Genomic DNA, 753 nt, shown 5'->3' with positions numbered 1-753 from the left:
CGGTTGAGGATCAGCCAGCGCCCGTCGGGCAGCACCGTCATGTCGCTGGGATCATAGCCGCGCGGCGGCAGATAAGTGAAGCGAAAGCCCCAACGCGGCCGCTGCACCGGGTCGCCGAGGAAAACGATCCCACCACGCCAGCTCGCTTTGGGCCAGGGCTTGGTTTCGGCAATCGTGACCATCCCTCCTGTCGGAAGCAGCGTCATCGCCTCTGGCCCCTCATTTTCGGGCCATTTCGACATAACCGGCGGAGCCCCATGCTCTTCCGCTCGACGGAACCCCGAATCGTAACGCCAGAACTCGTTGTAACTCTCGAAACCGACCCAGACCGCGCCCGTCTTACGGTCGATGCTCATCGATTCGCTGTCGCGGTCGCGCTTGAACCACCCCGTTCCGGGACCTGCGGGCAGTTCCGCAAAACTGGGGTCGCGGACCTTCCAATCCGAGCCCATTGTGAAGCGCACGATGTCACTGCTGTCGCTGAGCAAGGTGAAGCGGTCGCCCTTGACACTGAGCGAGGAGAAGCCGCCGAATTGCGGATCGCGGCTGCGCAACTGCACACCGCCCAGACACACCAGATCCCCCACGCGCGTGAGGTCGGGTCGGGCCGGATCAAGCATCACCTGCACGGCGCGAAAATGCGGATCGATGCCGAGCCGCAAGCGACGCCCTGGCACCGTCGAATCCGGCACGAACAGCAAGGCAAACAAAACCGACCATAAAATGCGCATCCCCCGCCCCTGCGGGAGCCAG

The 753-nt window shown here is 63.7% G+C and carries 1 protein-coding gene; it reads right to left on the bottom strand.

The genetic code is table 11. From position 1 onward, the window contains the following. A partial coding sequence (locus AACY52_RS28795) for an esterase-like activity of phytase family protein (protein ID WP_339561140.1) occupies positions 1-731 on the bottom strand: 731 nt, incomplete at its 3' end. Positions 732-753 lie beyond the last annotated feature (22 nt).

Origin of the sequence: Pseudomonas sp. EA_65y_Pfl1_P113 (genome assembly GCF_963970525.1) — a bacterium.
GTDB lineage: Bacteria > Pseudomonadota > Gammaproteobacteria > Pseudomonadales > Pseudomonadaceae > Aquipseudomonas > Aquipseudomonas tritici.
Note: the sequence above shows the minus strand (reverse complement) of the source record. Positions and strands in the feature narration are given on the sequence as shown.